The following is a 19,532-nucleotide window of genomic DNA, read 5'->3' on the forward strand; positions in this document are numbered from 1 at the left end:
GCTATGATTAGCCGCTATTTTTTTGTCCTGGATTCTGATATTACCGAGGTGCACCATTTTTACCCGAGTCGCTAATTTTTGCCGCAAGGTGCTAAGCCGTGAGGAGAGCGAGGCTGAAAACGCCATCGTGAAACCTGCTATGACTGTCATTCCGCGCGAGCAGCACGCTATTTCCCGCAAAGATATCAGCGAGAACGCCCTCAAGGTTCTTTATCGTCTGAATAAAGCAGGCTACGAGGCTTACCTCGTCGGCGGCGGCGTCCGCGACCTGCTGTTAGGCAAAAAACCCAAAGATTTTGACGTCACCACCAGCGCCACGCCCGAGCAGGTACGTAAACTGTTCCGCAACTGCCGCCTGGTTGGCCGTCGCTTTCGCCTGGCCCACGTCATGTTCGGCCCGGAAATCATCGAAGTCGCGACGTTCCGCGGGCATCATGAAGATGGTCAGTCCGATCGCGCCACCTCGCAGCGCGGTCAAAACGGTATGCTGCTGCGCGACAATATCTTCGGTTCCATCGAAGAAGACGCCCAGCGCCGCGACTTTACCATCAACAGCCTTTATTACAGCGTTGCCGACTTTACCGTACGCGATTACGTTGGCGGCATGCAGGATCTCAGCGACGGCGTGATTCGCCTGATCGGCGATCCGGAAACCCGCTACCGCGAAGACCCGGTACGTATGCTGCGCGCCGTACGCTTTGCCGCGAAGCTGAGTATGCGCATCAGCCCGGAAACCGCCGAGCCGATTCCGCGTCTGGCCACCCTGATGAACGACGTGCCGCCGGCGCGCCTGTTTGAAGAAGCGCTGAAGCTGTTACAGGCGGGCTATGGTTACGACACCTACAAGCTGCTGTGCGAATACAACCTGTTCCAGCCGCTGTTCCCGACCATCACCCGCTACTTCACCGAAGACGGCGATAGCCCGATGGAGCGCATCATCGCGCAGGTGCTGAAGAACACCGATAACCGTATTCACAACGATATGCGCGTTAACCCGGCGTTCTTGTTCGCCGCGATGTTCTGGTATCCGCTGCTCGAAATGGCGCAGAAAATTGCCCAGGAGAGCGGGCTGGCCTACTACGACGCCTTTGCGCTGGCCATGAATGAAGTGCTGGACGAAGCCTGCCGTTCGCTGGCCATTCCGAAACGTATTACCACCCTGGTGCGGGATATCTGGCAGCTGCAGCTGCGCATGTCGCGCCGTCAGGGCAAGCGCGCGTGGAAGCTCATGGAGCACCCGAAATTCCGCGCGGCCTACGATCTGCTGGCGCTGCGTGCCGAAGCTGAACACAACGGCGAATTACAGCGTCTGTCCCAGTGGTGGAGCGAGTTTCAGGTGGTTGCGCCGCCGGCACAGAAAGAGATGCTCAACGATCTGGGCGATGAGCCTGACGCTCGCCGTCGCCATCGCCGCCCGCGTAAACGCGCGCCGCGTCGTGAAGGCTCTTCATGACCCTCGCTTATATTGCGCTCGGCAGTAATTTAGCCTCTCCGCTGGAGCAGGTTAATGCTGCCGTGCAAGCGATCGGCAACATCCCCGACAGCCGTATCGTGGCGGTTTCCTCGTATTACCGCACACCGCCATTAGGCCCGCAGGATCAGCCTGATTATCTGAACGCCACCGTAGCGCTGGAAACCACTCTCGCCGCCGAAGCACTGCTGGATCATACTCAACGTATTGAGCTGCAGCAGGGGCGCGTGCGCAAAGCCGAGCGCTGGGGGCCGCGCACGCTGGATCTCGATATTATGCTGTTCGGTGATGAGGTCATCCGTACCGAGCGCCTGACCGTCCCCCATTACGACATGAAAAACCGGGGTTTTATGCTGTGGCCGCTGTTTGAAATTGCCCCTGAGCTGCATTTCCCCGACGACGAACGCTCGCTGGCAGAATGCCTACGCCAGCTCCCGCCCTGCCCCGACCGCTGGTAGACCGCATACCGATTATTCTCTCTGCAATGATTCAGACATACAGGTAGAAAAGGCGAAAGCGCGCGCTGCGTTTCTGGCGTGGCCACCAGGCACAGGGTAATAATAGGACATCACAAAAAAGACATTTAGTGTGATATTAAATAATACAATTAATGTTTAATTTACATAATAAACATTATTCGTCATCTTTTCGCGTAATATTTTTTAAATTCATTATGCAATAATTCTAAACGCATCATATCCATCAATGTCAAAAATAAATCATAGAAAAACCTTTCAATAAACTCACTTTTCCCGAACAATTTTCCATATCACTTTTTTATTTTATTCAGCAAAACATTCATATGCGACGTAAATTATCGTCTCAAATCATCACATTACCCCGTATTTTTCAAAACAAATGATCGACAACGAGAATATCATAGACAAAATCTCTTTATTTGAGGGATAAAAGAACAAAATAACATATTTAATTACAATGGATAAAATTCTTATATTTATGTAGTGAATTTTACAACCCAGCACGATATCAGGTTTAATAGCCGTGAATTAATATAACATTTTGTTACAGCTTTAATTCACCTATTACCACTCTATATAAGGATATTCGTTGTGAAGAAAAACATCATTGCACTGTCGGTCGCTGTCTCTGCCGCACTGCTCTCCTCTTCTGCATTCGCCCTCGACGGCGGCCAGATCGATTTTGCCGGTCTGGTCAGCGACAATACCTGCATCCCACGCGTTAACGGCGGCAGCCAGGATGGCCAGGTTCAGTTGAACACCGCCAAAGTGGCAGATATCCAGGCCGATGGTGGCGTCCAGCTTGGCGCTGCCGGCGTACAGCCGGAATCATTCTACATCACCGTCGACTGCGGTTCTGGCAACACCAACGCAAATGCCAACCTGAGCATGGCCTCTACGTTCTTCAGCAACAGCAACGGTACGCTGAATAACGATGATTCCATCTCCAGCCCGGCGGCTGGCGTGAACCTGGCGATTCATGAGGTTGACAGCTCCGGCGCAGCACTGGCTTACAAGCAGGTTAAAATCAACAACACCAGCGACGTCCACAAACAAAAATTTGGTGCTGACGGCGTGGCGAAATTTAACTTCGTGGTTTCTTACGTTAAGCAGTCAACCGCAGTGCAGATCAAGGCAGGCTACGTGAAGTCCAATACCGCATATACTCTGGTTTACGATTAATTAAGACCTTTCAAGGGGCTATTTTACGCAGTGAAGTAGCTCCTTTTTAAAGTACGGCGATTGATGAACGAAGGGATGACGAACGCTCAAACTTTTAAGTTCAACTTCAGCCACATTTCATTTTTTATAATAGTAAAAAATGAAATGTGATTATCTAATTCAATAAAAATAAAACATGCTTAAATCAGATAATAGTGAGTAAAAAAACTCACCTCACAAATAAAACAATACAGATACTGTACAAAATACATTATTCACATAAAAAGCAGCCTTACATTAAACAAGCATCACACTTAAACAACATAATTAGGCCTAACACAAACATAATATATTAACAAAATAAATAAGAAGCGAAGAAAATATCCATGTGAGTTATTTTTATACAGCACGGGTATTCTCTATAATTGCGCCGGCTTGACGTAATATTTATTTTTTTAACAAGGATATTTCTAAATGAAATTAAAGTTAATTGCACTGTCTCTCGTTCTGTCTGCGGCCTCCACCTCGGCATTTGCTGCCATTGCTACCATTGACGGCGGCCAGGTTGATTTCGCCGGTCTGGTCAGCGATAACACCTGCGTTCCACACGTTAACGGCGGCAGCCAGGACGGTCAGGTTCAGCTGAATACCGCGCAAGTGGGTGCTATTCAGGCCGATCTGGGCGTCCAGCTTGGCGCCGTTGGCGTACAGCCAGAGTCGTTCTACATCACCGTAGACTGCGGCTCATCGAATACCAACACCAACGCTCACCTGAGCATGGCGTCCACCTTCTTCAGCAACAGCAGCGGTACGCTGAATAACGATGACTCCATCAGCAGCCCGGCAAGCGGCGTGAATCTGGCAATCCACGTGGTCGACGGTACCGGCGCGGCGCTGGCCTACAAACAGGTCAAAATCAACGATGCTGCCGATATCCATGATACCACCTTCGGCGCCGACGGCGTGGCGAAATACAACTTCGTCGTTTCTTACGTCAAGCAGTCCGGTGCGGTGCCAGTCAAGGCGGGCTACGTGAAGTCCAACACCGCGTATACCTTGACCTATAACTAATCGTTAATACCTAAGAGGGGGAGTAGCGTGCGCTTAAACGCGCAATATTCCCCCTGAATCATCTCCATGGAGGAATCATAATGACCAGGATGCGTCGTTCTCTTTATTTCACTCTTTCTGCCGTTGCTGCCTGTTCAGTCATACCTTCAGCGATGGCGGATATCGTTCTGTCCGGCACGCGCGTTATTTATAAAGAAGCGCAGAAAGACATTTCTATCCGTCTGGAAAATAAAGGTTCCCGCCCCGCGTTGGTACAAAGCTGGCTGGACGACGGTAACCAGAATGCCGACCCGAGCACAATCAACGTTCCCTTTAACGCCACGCCGCCGGTTTCCCGTATCGAGCCGGGCCGCGGGCAAACCGTCAAGTTTACCTACACCGGCAGCCGCTCGTTGCCCAACGATCGCGAAAGCATCTATTGGTTTAACGTGCTGGAAGTGCCGCCCAAAATGAAAGACGAGGACGTTAAAGAGAAAAATATTCTCCAGCTGGCGTTCCGCACGCGCATCAAGCTGTTTTATCGCCCCGAAGGTCTGGACGGCACCGCCGCCGAAGCCCCGCAGAAATTACAGTGGCGGATGCAGCAAAAAGCCGGAAAGCCGGTCGTTCATGTCACCAACCCCACCGGTTATTTCGTCTCCTTTAATAAAGTGGAGGCCATGGTCGGCGGGCGAAAATATACCGTTTCGGCCTCAATGGTCGCCCCCAAAGGCGAATCTGATTTCACTATTTCGGGGTTAACCGGTACGCCAGCCAAAACCAGCATTAGCTATGTCGCAATCAGCGATTTTGGCGGCGCCATTAATGGCAAGGTGGATATTTAACGCTTTTATTTAATACTTCGGATGCGCCAATGAAACAGCGGTCAACACAATTCAGGATCAAACTCCTGACTCGTTTTATTGCCTTTACCCTCCTGTCCGGCAGTCTCTCTGCGCGGGCCGAAAATGAAACGCTAGAGTTTGACAGCTCGTTTTTAATGGGGCCAGGCGCCAGCCAGGTCGATCTCAGCCGTTATTCCAACGGTAACGCGATCTCCCCCGGCGTCTACGAAGTGAGCGGCTACGTCAATAACGATCTGGTGACCACGCTAAAAGTCGAATTTATTGAAACCGCAAAAGGTAAAACACAGGCCTGTATAACGCCAAAAATATTAAGCCTGCTGCATATCCGCATGCCCGATGACCTGCCCGACAATGCGCTGCTGTTAGCCCGGGAAGACAGCGCGGACAGCTGCCTTAACCTCGCGCTGGCGATCCCTCAGTCTACGCTCAACTTCGACGGCGGCGACCAGCGGCTGGACGTGGGCGTACCGCAAATATGGGTGCAAAAAGGCTTCTCGAACTATGTCGATCCATCGCTATGGGATGACGGCGTGCCGGCCGCGATGCTGTCTTACGACGTCAGCGCCTGGAAAAGCCAGAACGACTACGGTGACGAAGACAGCGTGTACGCAGGCTTTAACGGCGGCATCAACCTTGGCGCATGGCACTTTCGCGCACAGGGTAACTACTCGTGGCAAAAAGACGGCAGCAGCGATATTGAATACCAGAACCGCTACGTTCAGCGGGATATTGCCGCGCTGCGTTCTCAACTGGTGATCGGTGAAGCCAGCACCAGCGGCGAAAGCTTTGATACCGTCAGCCTGCGCGGCGTACGCCTGTACAGCGAATCGCAGATGCTGCCGCCGCAGCTCGCCAGCTATGCGCCAACGATTCGCGGCGTCGCCAAAAGCAACGCTAAAGTGACCATCACGCAGAACGGCTACAAAATCTACGAAACCACGGTGCCGCCGGGGCCGTTTTCGATCGACGACCTTTCGCCGTCCGGCTACGGCGCGGACCTTGAGGTCACCATTACTGAAGCCGACGGCTCGAAGCACAGCTTTAGCCAGGCCTTCTCGTCGCTGGTACAAATGATGCACCCCGGCGTCGGCAGCTGGGATATCAGCATCGGCCAGGTCAACGACGACAGCCTGCATGACGAGCCGGGCCTCGCGCAGGGTACCTTCTACTACGGCCTCAACAGCACCTTCACCGGCTTTAGCGGCATTCAGGCCACCGACAACGGCTATTTTGCCGGGCTGCTGGGCGTTGGGATGAACACCCTCGTCGGCGCCATCTCCTTTGACGTGACGCAATCGCAGGCGGAGATCCCCGATGACAAAACCTACCGTGGCCAAAGCTACCGTATTTCCTGGAACAAGTTCTTCGCCCCGACGGACACATCGCTGAACATTGCCGCCTATCGCTATTCCACCAAAGATTATCTGGGGCTGAGCGACGCGCTGAGCATTATTGACGATGCCGAACACAGCAGCGGCGACAACGCTCGCGGCATGAACGACTACTCGCGAATGAAAAACCAGTTCACCATCAGCCTCAACCAGAGCCTGAAGGATGAGGATATCAACTACGGTTCGCTGTACCTCACCGGCAGCTGGGCCGACTACTGGGTGACCAATGATTCGCGCAGCAGCTTCTCCGCCGGCTACAGCAACAGCATCGGCTGGGCCAGCTACAGCATCAACCTGCAGCGTACCTACGACGAAGACGACAATCGCGACGATTCAGTCTACCTCAGCGTGACCATTCCGCTGGATAAACTGCTGGGCACAGACCGTGACAGCGGCGGCTTCCGCACCCTGAACAGCAGCGTCAGCAGCGACTTCGACGGCAGCAACCAGTTTAATACCAGCGCCAGCGGCTACAGCGCCGACAACCGCTGGAGCTATAGCGTTAGCACCGCATATAACATGGAAAAAGAGGGCAAAGACCTCTCCACCGTCAGTTCCTACGTCAGCTACGACTCCAGTTACGGCAATGTCGCCGCCTCGGCGTCGGCCAGCAACGACAGTTCGCGTCAGTATTCATTAAATACCGACGGCGGCTTTGTGCTGCACAGCGGCGGCTTAACCTTCAGTAATCAGAGCTTTGGCGACAGCGATACGCTGGTGGTGATCGACGCCCCTGGCGCGCAGGGCGCACGTATCGACTACGGCAACAGCACCGTTGACCGCTTTGGTTACGGTATTGGCAGTTCATTAACCCCGTACCGGGAAAATATCGTCTCGCTTGATGTCAACGAGCTGGATAACGACGTTGAAATGAAGAGCACCAGCGCCACCGTGATCCCCAGACGCGGCGCGGTGGTGGTCAGCAAATTCGAAACCGACCAGGGGAAATCCGCCATTCTCAACCTGGTGCGCAGCGACCGCCAGCCGGTGCCGTTCACCGCCGAAGTGTACGATCTCAGCAACAACCTGCTGGGCACGGTAGGCCAGGGTAGCCAGGCCTTCGTACGCGGCATCGGCGAAAGCGGCGAACTTGAAGTGCGCTGGAGTAAGCAGAATCAAACGCAGCGCTGCCGCGCGCGCTACCAGGTGGCGTCGGGCAACGACAAGCAGATGGGTAAAACCATCGTCCTGGGCGCCGTGCCCTGCCAAATGCAATAAATTGCGAGGATCAAGGATGAGAACTTACCGAGTAATCCGCTCGCTGACGCTCGCCGCCGCGCTGCTGGCGCCGCCGGGCTTCGCCACGACCCAGGGGTTAAGCCTGGATTTCACCGCGGTGATTGAAGAGACCACCTGCGTCATGAGCGTCGTCAGCCTCAATAATGCCTCGGTCAGCGGCAGCGGAACGCAATACGATCTCACCATTCCAAACTTCGGGATCGCTGAGCTTTTAAACATCACCGCCAGCACCGAGGCCAGCTTTAAATTGCTACCTAAGGAGTGCAACAACGAGATCACCTCGCTAACGATGACCGTGAAAGGCATCACGCTGTCAAATACCCTTTTTATGCTGAAAAACACGCTCACCAGCGGCAACGCCGAAAACGTTGGGCTGGGCTTTAAGCCCAACGGCAGCGATGAGGGCAGCCGCTTTAAGGTCGACGGCACGGAAAAAATCGACTGGAGCGCCAGCCAGATCGCCAACGGTATGGAGCTGAACGCTTTTTTCCGCCGCGCCAGCACCTCGCTGACCCCAACGCCAGGCGACTTTCAGGCCAAGGCGCTCTTTACGTTTACCTATGAATAACCGAGGGCTGCATTGATGCGATATCTGTTACCGCCGTGTACCGCGCTGGCGCTGCTTCTGAACGCGGCGCCAGGCCTTGCGGGCTCTAACTCGCTGGAGTTAACGGTTTCCACCACCATTACGCCCTCAACCTGCCTGGCTACCCTGCACGACGACAGCGGCACGGCGAATACGACTGTAGATATGGGCGACGTCTATATTCCACAGATCGTCAATAAGAGCAAATCGCGCCCCTTTTCGCTGGTGTTCAGCGACTGCATTGGGCTGGCCAAAAAGCAGGCAACCGTCACGCTAACGGCCAAAACCGGCTGCGACGGTGCCTCCGGCGGCGGTAATGGTTTTCGCAACGCGCTGAGCGGCAGCGATGACGCCGCTGGCGTGTCAGCGGAAATCTGGACGGGCGCCATGCCTGAAGCCAGCGGCAGCAAGCAGCTGCGCTGCGCCAGCCCGACGCAGCAGTTAATCGATCTCGCCGAAGCCAGCGATACCACCACCGTCGTCTGGCCGCTCAGCGCCCGCATCGTGCTGGCCTCGGGCAGCACGATTGCTGATTTACACACCGGCTCGTTTTCGACCCAGGGCCTGTTTACCATTACCTATGAGTAACGTGCGATGAGCAAACTATTGTGCGGCGCAGCGGCGGTTGGCCTCTTGCTTCTGTCCCCGCTGAGCCAGGCCGATACCGACGTCGAAATCAAAGCCAACATCGTCAACACCACCTGTCAGGTCTCGGTCGACAATAACGGGCTGGTCAGCCTCGGCACCTGGGGCATCGACTATTTTGCCAGCGGTATCACCGCAGAAGATCTCTATAAAGGCGGCAGCACCTTCTACGTACACGTCAAAGACTGTATGCCGGTTAGCGGTAAAACGCCCTCAACGCTCACCGTCCATTTTTCGCCGCTGTCCGGCAGCTTCGCCGTGGGCTCAACGCAAATTTTCGCCAACGACGAAGCCGACGGCGCAAAAAACGTGGGAGTGGTGATTTTCTCGGTTAACGACGCCAATAACGTTTACAACGTGATGAACACCGACGGGACGCCGCGCAGCCGCTACGACGTTACCGCCGCCAGCTACGCCGACAGCCGCTATTCGTTTTACGCCAGGATGCAGAAAATACAGTCCGGCCAGTCCATCGTCAGCGGCCCGGTAAAGTCCAGCGTACTGGTGTCGGTTTATTATGAATAAGCAATGAGCTAACCAAATCTCACAGCCATACAACATTCGACGATGACAGTATGGATACTTTTTAGACAAGGTCTAATGATAATGGAAAAGATCTCGACAGTGGAATTATACCAAACGAGTCCCCAAAGAGGGGAGATTGTACGCCACGCTCTGGCACCACTATTAGCAATACTACTAATTCTAATGCCTAATGCTCACGCAACAGAAACCTTTACCTTAGGAAACTATGTTGAAAACTGGGATCATGGTGGCCCGACTGGTGATGGTTACAATGCAATGAGCTATCCCACTGGCCGAACGGTCTATTTTAGCAGGACATCCCAACTTGCCCCCGCGAATGTCACCATAAACTGGAATGCAAACCATGGTTCATCAAGTACGAATACCAATAGTCTTTTTTGTACGCAGTCAAACCAAGGGACAGGGAATGGACTTTCAATAGAGTCAGGGCTAATTTCAGCAGGCTTTTACGGTAACGTAGAGATATTTAAAACTAACATTACTGGGTTATATGCCTCTGTCACATTACGATCGTTTAGTTCCTATAATATTACCATCACCGGTGACACATTACCGTTAAGAAGTGGTGACCTGCTCCCCGTTGATTAGTACACCCCGATGTTAGTAATGTCTTCATAAGCCACATGAGGACATCCCCATGAAGAAGCGTTTTTCCGACGAACAGATCATCAGTATTCTCCGCGAAGCCGAAGCTGGGGTACCCGCCCGTGAACTCTGCCGCAAGCATGCCATTTCCGATGCCACGTTTTACGTCTGGCGTAAGAAGTATGGCGGTATGGAGGTGCCTGAAGTTAAGCGCCTGAAGTCGCTTGAGGAAGAGAACGCCAGACTCAAGAAGCTGCTTGCCGAAGCCATGCTGGATAAAGAGGCGCTTCAGGTGGCTCTTGGGCGAAAGTACTGACGACAGACCAGAAGCGGGAAGCCGTGATGTTGATGTGTGATGCGACCGGTCTGTCGCAACGTCGTGCCTGCAGGCTTACAGGTTTATCCCTGTCGACCTGCCGCTATGAGGCTCACCGTCCGGCTGCTGATGCGCATTTATCAGGGCGCATCACTGAGCTGGCACTGGAGCGCAGGCGTTTTGGCTACCGTCGTATTTGGCAGTTGCTGCGCCGTGAAGGGCTTCATGTTAATCATAAGCGCGTGTACCGGCTTTATCACCTCAGTGGCCTGGGCGTAAAACGCAGAAGACGTCGTAAAGGGCTGGCAACAGAACGTCTGCCGCTGCTCCGTCCGGCGGCGCCCAATCTGACCTGGTCGATGGATTTCGTCATGGACGCACTTTCCACCGGTCGCAGGATCAAGTGTCTTACCTGCGTCGATGATTTCACAAAGGAATGCCTGACGGTCACTGTTGCCTTTGGGATTTCAGGCGTTCAGGTCACGCGTATTCTGGACAGCATTGCACTGTTTCGAGGCTATCCGGCGACGATAAGAACTGACCAGGGGCCGGAGTTCACTTGCCGTGCACTGGATCAATGGGCCTTTGAGCATGGTGTTGAGTTGCGCTTAATCCAGCCGGGCAAGCCAACGCAGAACGGATTTATTGAGAGCTTTAACGGACGATTTCGCGATGAATGTTTGAATGAGCACTGGTTCAGCGATATCGTTCATGCCAGGAAAATTATTAATGACTGGCGGCAGGATTATAACGAATGCCGCCCGCACTCCACGCTGAATTATCAGACACCGTCTGAATTTGCAGCGGGCTGGAGAAAGGGTCATTCTGAGAATGAAGATTCCGACGTTACTAACTGAGTGTTGTATCTAATCGTGGGGGCAGGTCACTGCCCACCAACTTCTTTAGTGTATGAGGAAATATATAATAGCGATTTTTGTGCCTTGACCTCTTCTAGGGAAGGTTTTGGTATGGTCTATATTGAAAGTTTCAGCATGGGTAAACCAGTCGTCAGTTTTGATATTGAGTATGGGCCAAAGGAATTTCTCAAACATGAGTTTAACTCTCTGGTTTCTCCTTGTTTTGATGTTCATCATTTAGCTTCTCAAATGGAACGCTTAATAAATGATAATGATTTATTAGATAGGCTGGGAGTAAATGCAAGGAAAACCTATATCGAACGATATGAGATATCTAAAGTTGTAGAAAGGTTCTTGGAGGTCTGTGATTAATGTCAAAAATGAGAAAATTAGTTCACAATCCAAAGTTGTTTTTCAATGATGCGTTATCAAAACGATTTAATAAGACTCAAAGGAAAATAGTAATGAACGGAAAAGCAAGTGAAGTAAGTAAAAAGAACAATGATGCGCAAGCAAATATACCTTTACTTAAATATAACCTTGAGGCAGTTAAAGTTAATTTGGTTGTTGTTGATGTTATTTCTGATAATATTGCAAAGTCTGATATATTGAAATATCAATGCCGCTCTATTGAAAAATACACCAATTTCAATCGGGTATATTATATTTCAAAAAACATAAAAACTCTAAATAATAATTATGTTATATATGAGACGTATCAGGATTTTTTTGAAAAGGTTGTGTTGCGAATATCTCCAAAAAAAGAAATTTTCGTATTCATTGATATGAATTTCTTTTTTTTTACGAAATGTCAATGTTTCTGACTTTATAAGTAACGCAGGAGTGCCATTTACTTATATAACAAAGCAATTTAAAAAAGATGAAAGGCTAATGGATGTTCTTGGCCAATTATTGCCAGGGGCTTCAGTTAATTTCTCCTCAATAAATAACTATTGCTGTATTGATAATATGCAATTGGTCCATTACAACGACATTGCTAAAGATATTGATAACAATGCATTCTATCTTTTTGATTTTTTACCAGTTGTTAATTCTTTGGTTGGCAAGGACACTGTAAAGGCTACTCCTGTACAATATGCAAATCTTAGTTATGGTTACATGGAGAAATTTGTATGGATAAAATCAGTACATGGTTCTAAGCGCTGTCCATTGGCAATTACATTTAACCATGCAATCAAGGATAAAGCTGATTTCGATACCTTCCTTAATGATATTGTACCCCATGAGTCAATATCTGAGAACGAAATTATTTTAGATAATTAACCCTTGATATATGAGGGGAGGGGGACCTCTCCTCATTAGAATGAACTCTGTTGGTGATTGATTTATGAATTTAAAAATTAATAGGAAAGTTAGGAAGTTTATATCACATCCAGGCCTGTATGTTAGAGATGCATTAATTAATAAATTTCCTCTTGTCTTAAATCAATGTGATGTTCAATCATTAACGGAAAACATCATTTACGATACCGAATTTAATATTAATAAGGGTTTTTCTCCCAGTTGTAACATTGATGTTGTGTATACATGGGTTTCTTTAAATGATTCATCGTGGGTAGAAAAAAAGAATAGCTATATATCAAATGTAGGCGATTTTGAATTGTATGCAACGGAGGATTCAAGATATACTGATCATAATGAACTTTATTTCTCTATTCTTAGTGTAAATAAGTATCTTCCTTGGGTTAATAATATATATGTTGTAACGGATGAGCAAATTCCGGAGCTTCCTGCTCTCTTCTTAAATAAAGTAAAAATTATTGATCACAAAGAAATTATTCCGACTGAGTTTCTCCCAACATTTAATTCTCATGTTATTGAAGTCTATTTACATAAAATACCTGGGCTGTCTGATGATTTCATTTATTTTAATGACGATTTTTTTGTTGCTAGAGAGATGGATTCATCTCATTTCTTTAGATCTAATGGACATGCCAGTTTATTCGCGAGTGCAAAAAGTATAATTTCTATGAATGATATTGGGAGGAGGACTGCGACGCTCTCTGCATGCAATAATGTTAATGAATTATTCAAAAGGAAACTTAACGTTAAATATGATAGGGCAATAACTCATACTTATGTTCCGCTCAAAAAAATATTATAACCTTGCATTTGAACTATTTGGTGATAGGATAAACGCGTTTTCTAAAAATAATTTTAGATCAGGGGAGGATTTGAATCTTGCTACTTTCTTAGTTCCGTATCTGCAATATTATTTTGGAGATGCATCCCCTAATATTGATATTAGTGTTTACTTTAATATAAGGTCTCCATCGGCTAAAAGTTTTTATAACTATTTGCTAAGTGCAAAAAAAAATAATAATTTGCCACACTCTTTTTGTGCAAATGATTTTAGTTCAAATGAATTTTCAGATAATAGTTACTGCAATGCATTGTCAGATTTTTTAAAAGATTTTTATAGGTAGAGGCATTGTGTGATTTTTAATCTAAACTTGATTTTTTTATTTTTTAAATAAACTTATTGGCGGTGTAACATGAATGAAGATATAGAACAACAAATTGCACGATTCATCGCGGCTGGAAATGAGGTTGTCGGTCGGCCATCCAGAGTTACTGGTGTGTTTTCTCTCACTTATGGGAAAAGCAACGGGTCAAAAATTATATTTGGTAATGGATGTATTTTAAATAATTTTTCATTGAATCTAGAACAAGGCAACGGTCTTTTAGACATTGGTTCTTCAACCTATATTCGTGGGCGTTACTACATAGGCTCAGACTCTAAGATTATTATTGGTCAGAAAACAGTCATGAATAGACATGCGTTGTTCACGGCTATGGAAAAGGCTAACATACTGATTGGAGATGGGTGTCTTTTTTCTGATATCTCAATATCTACAACGGATTGGCATTCAATAATAAGTATTGAGACTGGTGAGAGAATTAATCCGGCTCGTGATGTGAAAATTGATGACTCAGTATGGATTGGAGAAGGAGTTATCGTACAGAAAGGCGTAACAATTGGTAGCGGAAGTATAATTGGCGCAAAATCTATTGTGACGAAACCACTACCTAAGAACACCTTGTCTGTGGGGATTCCCGCGAAAGTAATTAAAGAGAATGTTAAATGGCAAAGAGAATTAATATCAATGGAGCCACTTCCTGTTCGTGTGTTATGAATTATAATTTTTCTCTCTTCTAATATTTGTATTTTATATTTTTCAATGTTGTATTGGTTGATCTTATATAATGGTGTTTCTATGTTATAAAATTTGGTCTATTATTTAAAAGGTAATAACAAATATTCTATTGTTATACTCGAACACCCTTTCACTGCAAAAACCACTTCCCCTCCATAACCTTCTCTTCGTGAGTCACCTGATACTGCACCATTTCAGGTGACTTCCGTCCATAAAACACCGCATTAATCTGCGTATTAGCCCGCAAATAAATGCTAAATTTCTTAAACAATTTCATATCAGGATTAAAATGTCCCGTCCAGAACTGGTTTAAATGCCCCTGGTACGTCAGCCCTTTAATGTCATACAGCGCCTGCCCCATTACTTTCAACGGTTTGTTGTGGATCAGCGCAGAAATTCCTGCCGTGCTGTTAATCGTGATAACCGCCTTCGCATGCGTCAGCATTTTGGGCATTGGCAGATCGTGAACATAAATAACCCGGCTACTCACGCCATACTGTTTGCTCAGCTTTTTAATCAACGGCCCATATAGTCGATGCCCACGATCCATCGGATGGTGCTTAAACACCAGAAAATCCATCGGTGATGCCTTCTTCGAAAACGAATACATCACGTCGTTGATGTAGTTACGCACATCCTTATAAGGACTGTGGTTGCGTATCTGGCTGTCGTTGTAAACCTGAAGAATGGCGAGAAAATAACGTTTATCCAGCTTGCTCTTTAGCATGCCCATCACGTGGCGTTCTTTATAGCGATACCACTGTTTTCTCCAGCCGGCACGGATCCAGCATTTACCTTCATACCAGGGTGAAAACACCTTGTGATGGCGATACTGGGGGAATTGCTCTCGATGATACCAACTGACCAGGTAATACCATGTGGCGTGCCAGATACGCAGCTTGGTTGAGGGCTTCAAACTGTGTACCTCAAGTTCTGCTTGCTCGGGGAGCTGGCGATAGAATTCAGGATCGCGGGGAAGGGATGAATAAGCGTTTACGCCCCCATTTTCCAGGGTAATAAAGTGTGGCCGTAGGTAGCCCTCTTCGAATGCCAGGAAGCGCACGCCTTTGGCTTGTGCCCAGCGCTTTGCAGCCTGATGGAGGTGGCGACAGTCACCGAAACAAAGGATGGTATCGAAGGGATAGGTTTGCCATGTCTCTTTTAGCCAGTGCGGAAACTCTCCTGGCGTTTGCTTGTACGTTAAGTACTGCCTAGTACGGCAGTAAAAACGATCGCCGGCGTTAAAGACGACATTCATAGCCTCGCGGCCCTGGGACTCCAGCCATTCCGCCATATCGTTGAAGAACGGGCCCATTGGCCCCTGCAAAAGCAGGTAGCGCTTTCCTGAGAGGAGCGTATTAATCGTATTACTGTTCATGGAGAATCCTTCTCGATGCTAGTTCTTCATCGTTTTCATCAGCATGTGCAGCTTGCGACCCTGCCGCTGCAAATACTGACCTGCGCCGCGTTTTACCCCCATCACCTGCCGCTTTTGTGCAAGCAGCCAGTCCATGGCCATCTCCGGTGAGATGCACTGTTTAGATGCCGGATGAATGTAGGTGGGGTAGCCGATAAGCGTTTGGTAGAGCAAGTCGCTAATGGTCAGTAAACGCTGACGTCGTTCGCAGGCGTATTCGTCGGTGGTTAGCCCCCAGCCTGCGTAGAAGGGCATGCCGTAACAATAAACAGCCTTGCCGTGCATCAGGGCCTCAAACCCTGATAGCGAAGTCATGGTGTGCACTTCATCAACCTGTTGAATACATTCGATGATATCGGCGTCCAGCGCGACGCAGTCGGCAAGGCGGTGCATTTCCTCATCCGGAATATGGCCCGGTCGGTTGCCAACCAGGACGTCCGGGTGGGGCTTGTAGATAATAAATGCATCGGGATGGCGTGCTCGTACGGTGCTCAGCAGCGACAGGTTTGTTCTGATCGTTGCGGTTCCACTCGCGATGGAGGCATCATTCTCCACCTGTCCCGTCACCAGCAGCCTACGCTTACCTGCGGCTCCGACGGGTATCTGCCAGCTGGCGCCAAGGTTGTATTTACTCAGTTTGTTTGCGATAAGCTTCTGCCGTAAAGCCTCTGCCCGCCGCTGCTGTTCCGGCACCAGGTCAGAATGTATGAGCAAATTTTCAAGGTCACTGGGACGACTGGCATCGTAGTAAATGCCGGTTTTGTCCAGCACCAGAGATAGCGGTGGCTGCAAATCTGAGCCCAGCCCTGAAGAGCGGAGAAAGCCATCTTCCATCCGCCATACCGGGATATCGTACTGGGAAGCCTTCTGCCGCCAGCGCTGCTCACCCTTAATTCCCCAGACGACGCAGGCGCTGGCTTCTTTTCCCTTATGCGAGAAATCAACGCTGTTGCCGGATGTTTTTAGAAAGGGTCGAACGATACTGCTCTTCCACAGCGTCATTCCGGGGGCCCACAATTGGCCGCTACGGGCCAGCAAATGTTGACGCTGTAGACGCAGGTACTCCAGTACATCGGGTAGCGTGCTAGCTTCACCCGTGTGCGGGTCAACGTAGCGGGTGTATTGCAGCCATGCGGCGGCAACCAGGGCGCTGAGCGGTGCGTTGCCACGGCGGGCGGCAATGTCCTGTGATTGAGGATGACGGTCATCGGTTAACCCCCAGCCGGCATACCACGGCAGGCCGAAACAGGTCACTTTCTTACCCGCCATTAATGCTTCAATTCCGTACTGCGAGGTCACGGTATAAACGTGCGAAACCTGGCGCAGCAGGGACTGCGGGCTGAAATCTTTCGTTATCAGCCGAATGCGGGGATCGGCGGTCAGCGCTTCAAAATAGCCTTTCTTTTTTCCTGTCAGCACATCCGGATGGGTTTTAACCCAAATCTCACCGTGCGGGTGCTCCTTCTTCGCACAGGAAAGCATCGCCGCAAACTGGCGCTCGGTTGCTCCACCGAGCGTAACGGAGACGTCGCCGTAGGTTTGATCGACAACCAGCGTCACGTTGGCATGATGCGTTTCTTTGAAGCGTGGGGCATGGTTGTACTTTGAAAGATCGTTTTCAACAATAAACGCGGCGACACGCAGCGCTTCGTTTTTCAACGTTGGGGTTTCGGCTTCTTGTTTGATCAGTATTTCCAGACGGCTGGGGCGACGGGCGTCGTAATAGATACCGAGATCGTCCACCACGATGCCCAACGGCGGTGCGCCGTTTACCCCAAGTTCTAACGAGCGGGTGAATCCATCCTCCAGGCGCAGTACGGGCAACCCGGCTTTTTGCGCCCGTTCAATTGGGCGCTGGGCAGAAGGGCGTTCGCCCCAAACGGCAATGGCATCCACGTTGCCCGGGAGAGAAGATAGCGGGGTCAGTTTGCAGCATGCTTCGCCTAAAAAACGCTGAAGATGCGGGAGTTGCCAGATGCCTGAAGAGTAGATGCCTATCATCCTGAACGGCTTCCATATGGGTGATCTTTCGGTGGCGGAGTCTCTCCGCCACGCCCTATGTGTTACAGATCCAAAATAACCTTCGCCGCCACCGCCATCTGGTAAAGGATGGTGGAGATACCGCGCGTCACTTCCAGATTCTTCGTTTCGTACTTCGGCAGGACCATAATTTCATCGCCGGGCTTCACGTCATCGACATCGTCGGCATCGACTGCGGAACCATCCTGATGAATAACGATAATTTTTGACTGCCCCGACTTCTGCGTCAGGCCGCCGCACTTCTCAATGTAGTCATCGACATCGAACTTCTTATCCCAGGAGATTGCGTTGGGGAACAGCACCGAACCGTGGATCATGACCAGCGAGGTTTTTTCCGGAATGGTGATAACGTCGCCGTCTTCCAGAATGACGCTGTCGAGGTTGCTCTCGTTAAGCACTACCTGGCCCTTAGGCACCACGTTGCGCGCTTTGGCGACGAAGCGGCTGACGAGCTGCGCTTCCTGCACGCGCAGCCGAGCCTCTTCCTGAGTCGCTGACTGCGATGAAAGCGAGGTTTCCTCCAGCTTCTGCAGCGAAGTATTGAGCATCTCTTTCTGGCGTACGGCCACCGAGTGGCGGTAGAGCTGTATGCTGCTGAGCTGTGACATGCTGTTAGTTTTTATCTGCGCCAGCACCTGCTTCATGGTCGAGCCATACGGCAGTACCACCGCGTGTTCGCCGGAGTGGGCACCTTCAATACGGACCTGGATTGTTCCGGCATAGCGGTCAGAGCTGACGATCAGTTTATCGCCGTCTTGCAGCATTTTTCCGGAGGCGCTGCTAAGCGGGTAGTACTCGGTCCGCTTCATCGCACCCTGCTGGCGGATAATGGTAAAGTGCGTTGCGCCCGGCTTGGGCCGCGACCATTGCAGCGCTTCGTTTACCGGGATGCTGCTATCGTGAAACTCGAAGTCATAGCTGTTATACACGTCGCCTTCGACGCTAAAGGTATACTGGCGCGGGCCGACCACGATGGTATCGCCATCGGCAAACTGTGACAGATTCAGCGAGCCGTTGAGCAGGAAGTCGTACAGGTTGATGTGCGAGCGCACGCTTTTACCGCGCTTCACGGTGATATCGACATAGCTGCCGCGCTCGCTGTCGACACCACCCGCCTTGCTTAGATAGGAGAGCAGCGAGTCGGAGGCCACGCCGCCGTAAAGCCCCGGGTTTCTGACGTAGCCGGTGACGAACACTTTCACCGGCTGTGCCTGAAGCAGCGAGGCATAGACGTTGACATTCGACTGATAGACTTCTTTGATTTTTGCCGTGACCAGGCTATTGAGCTGACCGTTACTGACGCCGTTCACCTTCAGCGGACCGACGTTGGGCACGAAAATATTGCCTTTCGGGTCAACGGGCAGCGCGCCGTCGAAATTAAATGCGCCCCACAGGCGAATCTGAATAGTGTCGCCTAAGCCGATGATATAACCCGGGTTGAAACCAATACTGGTGCCGCTGTCTGCCGTGGAGCCATTGAAGAGCTGTGCGCCGAACATACGGCTCAACGGCGGTGCGGGCAGGGCAATTGGGGTGTTATCGAAGCCGCTGCTATCGGTACTTTGTGCTTTGGCCGCCAGCAGTTGAGGCAGCCCGGCCGCGCCCGTCAGCTGCGGATCGGCGGTAATCCCAACCGCCAGCGCCTGGCAGGATTGCAGGATACTCAATACAAGAATCGTTTTAACTAATTTCATAATAGACTCT

General features: G+C 50.1%; 18 protein-coding genes. 15 read left to right on the plus strand and 3 right to left on the minus strand.

All coding sequences use genetic code 11. The features are described 5' to 3' along the window. Positions 1-55 precede the first annotated feature (55 nt). The 15 genes from pcnB (at position 56) to H7R76_RS19515 (ending at position 14,350) form a co-directional block, all read left to right on the plus strand. Entirely contained in the window at positions 56-1,453 is a 1,398-nt protein-coding gene (gene pcnB / locus H7R76_RS19445) for a polynucleotide adenylyltransferase PcnB (protein WP_106925643.1), read from the plus strand. Then, entirely contained in the window at positions 1,450-1,929 is a 480-nt protein-coding gene (gene folK / locus H7R76_RS19450; protein ID WP_182966178.1) for a 2-amino-4-hydroxy-6-hydroxymethyldihydropteridine diphosphokinase, read from the plus strand. The genes pcnB and folK overlap by 4 nt, the downstream gene beginning before the upstream one ends. Positions 1,930-2,541: 612 nt before the next feature. Beyond that, positions 2,542-3,132 carry a fimbrial protein gene (locus H7R76_RS19455; RefSeq protein ID WP_182929444.1) on the plus strand — a complete coding sequence of 197 codons (591 nt, stop codon included), beginning with the start codon at positions 2,542-2,544 and terminating at the stop codon, positions 3,130-3,132. A gap of 453 nt (positions 3,133-3,585) precedes the next feature. Next, positions 3,586-4,182: a fimbrial protein gene (locus H7R76_RS19460; protein WP_182966179.1), complete on the plus strand. Its 597-nt coding sequence runs from the start codon at positions 3,586-3,588 to the stop codon at positions 4,180-4,182. A gap of 80 nt (positions 4,183-4,262) precedes the next feature. After that, positions 4,263-5,006: a fimbrial chaperone gene (locus tag H7R76_RS19465; RefSeq protein ID WP_182929446.1), complete on the plus strand. Its 744-nt coding sequence runs from the start codon at positions 4,263-4,265 to the stop codon at positions 5,004-5,006. Between the two features lie 29 nt (positions 5,007-5,035). Beyond that, a complete protein-coding gene (locus H7R76_RS19470) occupies positions 5,036-7,636 on the plus strand; it encodes an outer membrane usher protein (RefSeq protein WP_182966181.1) in 2,601 nt (866 codons plus the stop codon). A gap of 16 nt (positions 7,637-7,652) precedes the next feature. Next, positions 7,653-8,225 (plus strand): fimbrial protein, encoded by a 573-nt coding sequence (locus tag H7R76_RS19475; protein ID WP_182966183.1) that lies wholly within the window; start codon positions 7,653-7,655, stop codon positions 8,223-8,225. A 15-nt stretch (positions 8,226-8,240) separates the two neighbouring features. Further along, on the plus strand, positions 8,241-8,831 hold the full coding sequence (locus H7R76_RS19480; protein WP_227673921.1) for a fimbrial protein: 591 nt from the start codon (positions 8,241-8,243) through the stop codon (positions 8,829-8,831). A gap of 6 nt (positions 8,832-8,837) precedes the next feature. After that, complete coding sequence (locus H7R76_RS19485; RefSeq protein WP_106925497.1) at positions 8,838-9,413, plus strand: fimbrial-like protein; 576 nt, start codon at positions 8,838-8,840, stop codon at positions 9,411-9,413. Positions 9,414-10,071: 658 nt separating this feature from the next. Next, a protein-coding gene (locus H7R76_RS19490) for an IS3-like element ISSen4 family transposase (RefSeq protein WP_182966187.1) occupies positions 10,072-11,192 on the plus strand; the annotation gives its coding sequence in 2 pieces (ribosomal slippage) (positions 10,072-10,330 and positions 10,330-11,192; 1,122 coding nt in all). A 48-nt stretch (positions 11,193-11,240) separates the two neighbouring features. Beyond that, the gene (locus H7R76_RS19495) at positions 11,241-11,564 is read left to right on the plus strand and encodes a glycosyltransferase (RefSeq protein WP_227673987.1); all 324 of its coding nucleotides are present in this window, start codon (positions 11,241-11,243) and stop codon (positions 11,562-11,564) included. A gap of 92 nt (positions 11,565-11,656) precedes the next feature. Then, the gene (locus tag H7R76_RS19500) at positions 11,657-12,016 is read left to right on the plus strand and encodes a hypothetical protein (protein ID WP_182966193.1); all 360 of its coding nucleotides are present in this window, start codon (positions 11,657-11,659) and stop codon (positions 12,014-12,016) included. A 19-nt stretch (positions 12,017-12,035) separates the two neighbouring features. After that, positions 12,036-12,476, plus strand: a complete 441-nt coding sequence (locus H7R76_RS19505) for a hypothetical protein (RefSeq protein WP_182966194.1) — start codon at positions 12,036-12,038, stop codon at positions 12,474-12,476. Between the two features lie 64 nt (positions 12,477-12,540). Then, on the plus strand, positions 12,541-13,317 hold the full coding sequence (locus H7R76_RS19510; RefSeq protein WP_182966195.1) for a stealth family protein: 777 nt from the start codon (positions 12,541-12,543) through the stop codon (positions 13,315-13,317). A 391-nt stretch (positions 13,318-13,708) separates the two neighbouring features. Further along, positions 13,709-14,350, plus strand: a complete 642-nt coding sequence (locus H7R76_RS19515; RefSeq protein WP_182966196.1) for an acyltransferase — start codon at positions 13,709-13,711, stop codon at positions 14,348-14,350. Positions 14,351-14,501: 151 nt separating this feature from the next. Here the strand turns inward: H7R76_RS19515 and H7R76_RS19520 are convergent, their stop codons facing one another. From H7R76_RS19520 to H7R76_RS19530, 3 genes are all read right to left on the minus strand, one after another. Continuing rightward, complete coding sequence (locus H7R76_RS19520) at positions 14,502-15,749, minus strand: capsule polysaccharide biogenesis protein (protein ID WP_182966197.1); 1,248 nt, start codon at positions 15,747-15,749, stop codon at positions 14,502-14,504. A gap of 18 nt (positions 15,750-15,767) precedes the next feature. Beyond that, on the minus strand, positions 15,768-17,789 hold the full coding sequence (locus H7R76_RS19525; RefSeq protein WP_182966198.1) for a capsule polysaccharide biogenesis protein: 2,022 nt from the start codon (positions 17,787-17,789) through the stop codon (positions 15,768-15,770). A gap of 62 nt (positions 17,790-17,851) precedes the next feature. After that, positions 17,852-19,522 carry a polysaccharide biosynthesis/export family protein gene (locus H7R76_RS19530; protein ID WP_182966199.1) on the minus strand — a complete coding sequence of 557 codons (1,671 nt, stop codon included), beginning with the start codon at positions 19,520-19,522 and terminating at the stop codon, positions 17,852-17,854. Between the last annotated feature and the right edge of the window lie 10 nt (positions 19,523-19,532).

This window comes from Klebsiella sp. WP8-S18-ESBL-06 (genome assembly GCF_014169755.1).
GTDB classification, from domain to species: domain Bacteria; phylum Pseudomonadota; class Gammaproteobacteria; order Enterobacterales; family Enterobacteriaceae; genus Kluyvera; species Kluyvera ascorbata_B.

Excerpts from the sequence above, each read along its gene's own strand:
- folK (WP_182966178.1), top strand. The coding sequence starts at position 1,450 with ATGACCCTCGCTTATATTGCGCTCGGCAGTAATTTAGCCTCTCCGCTG.
- H7R76_RS19460 (WP_182966179.1), top strand. The coding sequence starts at position 3,586 with ATGAAATTAAAGTTAATTGCACTGTCTCTCGTTCTGTCTGCGGCCTCC.
- H7R76_RS19465 (WP_182929446.1), top strand. The coding sequence starts at position 4,263 with ATGACCAGGATGCGTCGTTCTCTTTATTTCACTCTTTCTGCCGTTGCT.
- H7R76_RS19470 (WP_182966181.1), top strand. The coding sequence starts at position 5,036 with ATGAAACAGCGGTCAACACAATTCAGGATCAAACTCCTGACTCGTTTT.
- H7R76_RS19475 (WP_182966183.1), top strand. The coding sequence starts at position 7,653 with ATGAGAACTTACCGAGTAATCCGCTCGCTGACGCTCGCCGCCGCGCTG.
- H7R76_RS19480 (WP_227673921.1), top strand. The coding sequence starts at position 8,241 with ATGCGATATCTGTTACCGCCGTGTACCGCGCTGGCGCTGCTTCTGAAC.
- H7R76_RS19485 (WP_106925497.1), top strand. The coding sequence starts at position 8,838 with ATGAGCAAACTATTGTGCGGCGCAGCGGCGGTTGGCCTCTTGCTTCTG.
- H7R76_RS19500 (WP_182966193.1), top strand. The coding sequence starts at position 11,657 with ATGAACGGAAAAGCAAGTGAAGTAAGTAAAAAGAACAATGATGCGCAA.
- H7R76_RS19510 (WP_182966195.1), top strand. The coding sequence starts at position 12,541 with ATGAATTTAAAAATTAATAGGAAAGTTAGGAAGTTTATATCACATCCA.
- H7R76_RS19515 (WP_182966196.1), top strand. The coding sequence starts at position 13,709 with ATGAATGAAGATATAGAACAACAAATTGCACGATTCATCGCGGCTGGA.
- H7R76_RS19520 (WP_182966197.1), bottom strand. The coding sequence starts at position 15,749 with ATGAACAGTAATACGATTAATACGCTCCTCTCAGGAAAGCGCTACCTG.
- H7R76_RS19525 (WP_182966198.1), bottom strand. The coding sequence starts at position 17,789 with ATGATAGGCATCTACTCTTCAGGCATCTGGCAACTCCCGCATCTTCAG.
- H7R76_RS19530 (WP_182966199.1), bottom strand. The coding sequence starts at position 19,522 with ATGAAATTAGTTAAAACGATTCTTGTATTGAGTATCCTGCAATCCTGC.